The sequence below is a fragment of the Terriglobales bacterium genome, from assembly GCA_035624475.1.
Classification (GTDB): Bacteria; Acidobacteriota; Terriglobia; order Terriglobales; family Acidobacteriaceae; genus DASPRL01.
The window spans coordinates 1-4232 of record DASPRL010000392.1; the positions used below are offsets into that span (position 1 = coordinate 1).

Below are 4232 nucleotides of genomic sequence, written 5' to 3' on the forward strand. Positions count from 1 at the left end.
CCAAGAGCACCGAGGCGCCCATCGCCGCCGCCCTCACCGAGTTGACCGCGGAGAACCGCAAGCTCACCGCCGAGGGCACCATCGTCGGCACCTTCCAGTACATGGCCCCGGAGCAGGTGGAGGGCCGGGACGCCGACGCGCGCACCGACATCTTCGCCTTCGGGGAGGTGCTCTACGAGATGGCCACCGGGCAGCCCGCCTTCAGCGGACGCACCAAGGCCTCGCTCATCGCCGCCATCCTCTCCGCCGATCCCAAGCCGCTGTCGGCGCTGGCCCCCATGACCCCGCCCGCGCTGGAGCGCGTGGTGCGCACCTGCCTGGCCAAGGACCCGGAGGAGCGCTTCCAGACCGTGCATGACCTGAAGCTGCAGTTGCAGTGGATCGCGGAAGGAGGCACGCAACTGGGCGTGCCCGCCCCGGTGGCGCACCGCCGCAAGAACCGCGAGCGCCTGGCCTGGGTCTCGGGGGTGGTGCTGGCGCTGCTGGTGGCCGGCGGCTTCCTGCTGCGCGAGAAGCTGCAGCGGCCCCAGGTGCTGCAATTCATGGTCATGCCGCCGGAGAAGACCAACTTCAACTTCCGCGGCATCGCCGGGCCTCCCGCGCTCTCTCCCGACGGCAAGCTGGTCGCCTTCGTGGCCACCGTCCAGGGGCAGATCGGGAACCGCTCGTTATGGCTGCGCAGCCTGGATTCGGTGGAGCCCCGCCCCCTGGCCGGGACCGAAGGCGCCGCCTATCCCTTCTGGTCGCCCGACAGCCGCTTCGTGGGTTTCTTCGCGGGCGGCAAGCTGAAGAAGATCGAGGTCGCCACGGGCGTGGTGCTGGCCGTCTGCGAGGTGGCCGAAGGACGCGGCGGCGCCTGGAACGAGGACGGGGTGATCCTGTTCGGGACGCGCGATAGCGTGCTCTATCGCGTGCCCGCGTCGGGAGGCCTGGCGGCCGCGGTCACCAGCTTCGACCGGCACCTGAACCAGACCAGCCACCGCTTCCCCTACTTCCTTCCCGACGGCGACCACTACATCTACGTGGCCCAGGCGCCGGAGCCGCACGTCTACTGGACCAGCCTGAGCGCGCCCCAGAACGTCATGCTGGGCGACCTGAACTCCAACGTGGCCTTCGTGAACGGCTACCTGCTCTTCGTGCGCGAGGGCACGCTGCTGGCCCAATCCTTCGATCCCAAGCGCGGGAGCTTCTCCGGCGAGCCCCAGCCCATCGGCGAGCAGATCCAGTACGACCCGCAGTTCAACTTCGCCGTCTTCTCGGCCTCGCAGAACGGCGAGGTCGCCTTCCAGTCCGGCGCAGTGGACGTGGGCACCAAGCTGATGCTGCTGGACCGTACCGGCAAGGAGAGCCTGCTCGACCAGGAGCCGGCGATGATCGAGAGCGTCTCGCTGGAGCCTGCCGGGAGCCGGGTGGCGCTCTCCATCCGCGATGCCGGGACCCGCGGCGACATCTGGCTCTACCAGTTGGGGCCCAAGCAGAAGTTCCGCTTCACCTTCGACCAGCAGTCCTGCTGTCCCCTGTTCTCCCCGGACGGGAGCAAGCTGGTGTACGAGAGCGCCATCTCCAAAGGCGCGAGCAGCACCACCCTGCGCGTCAAGGCGGCCTCCGGCCTGGGTTCGGAGCAGATGCTGCTGCAGTCGCCCGACGAGTTCTATCCCACCTCCTGGAGCCCGGATGGCCGCTACGTGCTCATCGAGCGGGACGTGCTCGCCCCCAAGAGGCGGTGGGAGCTCTGGGCCGTCCCCGTGAACACCAGCCAGCCGCCCTTCCTGCTGGTGAAGAACGCGGACAGCGCGCGCGGCCCCGTGGTCTCCCCGGACGGCAAGTGGCTGGCCTACTCCGGGCAAGACACCGGGCGCTTCGAGATCTACGTCGTGCCCTTCCGTCCCGACCCCTCCAATCCCAACCCGGCAGGGAAGTGGCAGGTCTCGAGCGGGGGAGGATTGGAGCCGCAGTGGAGCCGGAACGGGAAGGAGCTCTTCTTCAACAACACCTCCTACACCACCTTGTTCGCCGCCGAGGTCACGGCCAAGGGGGACAACTTCGGGGTAGAGGCGCCCAAGGCATTGTTCGACCTCAACCCGCACCCGGTGCTGAGCAACTTCTACGCCCCCACCTCCGACGGCCAGCACTTCTACGCCTCCGTCTACAGCCAGGGGAGCTCGGCCCCCTTCACCGTCACCCTGAACTGGATGGAGCGGCTCAAGCGCTGAGCCGTCAACGATTTTTCCGGTTCTTCTCGGACGAGAATCGCGGTAAATTCCCAGGGCCATGAAGGGCGACTTGTCAGCTTCGCACCCTACGCCTGTCACGGCGGAGCTCGCTCGAACCTACTCGCGGATGGCGGACGAAGAGTTGCTGCGGTTGGCCCGCGACCAAGGGTCCTTGCTGGAAGCGGCGCGCCTGACCCTGGAAGAAGAGTTGAGAAAACGGGGGCTGAGCGTGGAGGACACGCCGCAGCCGTCCGCGGAACCCTCACCTCCAGCGGAGGAGGCTCCGAGCCTGTGGCAAGGCTGGAAGACGGCGTTTCAGGCCGAGGAGGACGCGCCGCCACCCAAGGGACTGCTCGCCAGGACCGGCAAGCTGCACGCGTTCTACCTGGAAACCCTCAGGCTGTACCGCGACCACTTCCGGCTGTTCGCGAGCTTTATTGTCCCAGCCGCCCTTCTCAACTTTGGGATATGGGTCGTCCGCCGCTTGGCCAATCGTGCGCTCGCGCAAGCTCTCCTGCCCGACACCTTAGGTCCGTGGCGGCTCACTCCCAGCTTTCTCGCGGCGGCCACGGCAGTAAACCTCACGACCGCACTCAGCGCCTGGACCGTTACCTCTGCGGCATTTGCTTGTATTGTCACGGCGGTGGATCGACTGGGCCGGGCACAGGAGGTGCGGGTGCGGGACTGTTGTGTGCGGTTGCAGGCGCGTCTGGGACCCTTTCTGCGGGCGACAGTGCTGGCGGGCATTCTGACCGGCTTAGGCTTCGGTGCTGCAGGCGGGATTGTCGTGGTCCTCTTCACGATTGTCGAAGCCCTGACGCACTCCCCTGGGATGAGCGTGACTTCCGCCACCGTGGCCTTGTACGTTCTGGCGGCCTTGGTACTGGGGGTGCTGGCGCGGATGGCATTCACTATCCCGCTTGTGATGACCGAGAGCACCAGTGCTATGGTTGCCCTGAAGTCGAGCAACAGGCTGAGTGATCGCTTCGTGCTCAGGATCTGGCTCGCGCTCATGGAAAGCGAGATAGTGACGTACCTGGTTGTCTTGGGGATGCACAAGGGCCAAAGCTATCTCGCCGAGCAGTTTCCGTTCCCATTTTGGAGCCAGTACCCTCTGGGCGCTGGTGCCACCGTGCTGGTAGGGCTGCTACAGGTTCCTGCGATGATCGCCATCACCTTGCTCTACTTCCGCGCGCGGGAGCGCGCGGCGGCAAAGTTGTAGGGGCTTGCGCCTGCGCTGCGCGCCGCAGTCGCGCCCGCGCCCGGCGGGCATGGGAGGCGACCGTGGGATCGGGGTCATGGGAAAGGTGCTCCAGGTGCGGCAGGAAGCGCGCATCGCCGCTGTTGCCCATGGCCACCACGGCATTACGGCGCAGCCCGCTGCGCTTGGCCCGGCGCACCGCCGTGCCGCGGAAGTTCCGGCGGAACTCCTCTTCGGAAAGCCCGGCCAGCCACTCCAGCGCCGGGTTGACCAGCTCCGGCCGCGGCTGGAGCTCCGGCGCCGCGCTCACCGGCGCCTTGCGGTTCCAGGGGCAGACCTCCTGGCAGAGGTCGCAGCCGAAGACGTGTCGGCCCACGCCCGCTCGCAGCTCTTCGGGAATCTCCCCGCGCTTCTCGATGGTCAGGTAGGAGATGCAGCGCGCGGCGTCAAGCTCATACGGGGCAGGGAAGGCCTGGGTGGGGCAGACATCCAGGCAGCGGGTGCAGGAGCCGCAGCGGTCGGGCAGGGGCGCGGCCGGCTCCAGCTCCAGCGAAGTAAGAATCACTCCCAGGAAGAGCCACGAACCCATCTTGGGATGGATCAGGCAGGTGTTCTTGCCCAGCCAGCCCAGGCCGGCGTACTTGGCGACCACGCGCTCGACCAGCGGTCCAGTGTCCACGTAGCAGCGGGTCTCAAGGTCCTGCGGGACGGCCGCGCGCAACGCCGTCTCCACCTGGCGCAGCCTCGCCATGACCACCTGGTGATAGTCCTGCTGGCCCCAGGCATAGCGCGAGATCCAGCCGCGCGCCGGGTCGGTG

At 67.4% G+C, this 4232-nt stretch carries 3 protein-coding genes; 2 read left to right on the forward strand and 1 reads right to left on the reverse strand.

Annotated features, from left to right (window positions below):
* Together VEG08_15225 and VEG08_15230 are read left to right on the forward strand one after the other, a co-directional pair.
* The coding region (locus tag VEG08_15225; protein HXZ29345.1) for a protein kinase at positions 1-2213 on the forward strand (2213 nt) is incomplete at its 5' end.
* Positions 2214-2340: 127 nt separating this feature from the next.
* On the forward strand, positions 2341-3435 hold the full coding sequence (locus tag VEG08_15230) for a hypothetical protein (GenBank protein HXZ29346.1): 1095 nt from the start codon (positions 2341-2343) through the stop codon (positions 3433-3435).
* Here VEG08_15230 and queG read toward each other — a convergent pair.
* Positions 3386-4232, reverse strand: an 847-nt coding sequence (queG, locus tag VEG08_15235; GenBank protein HXZ29347.1) for a tRNA epoxyqueuosine(34) reductase QueG, incomplete at its 5' end; no start/stop codon positions are given. The genes VEG08_15230 and queG overlap by 50 nt on opposite strands.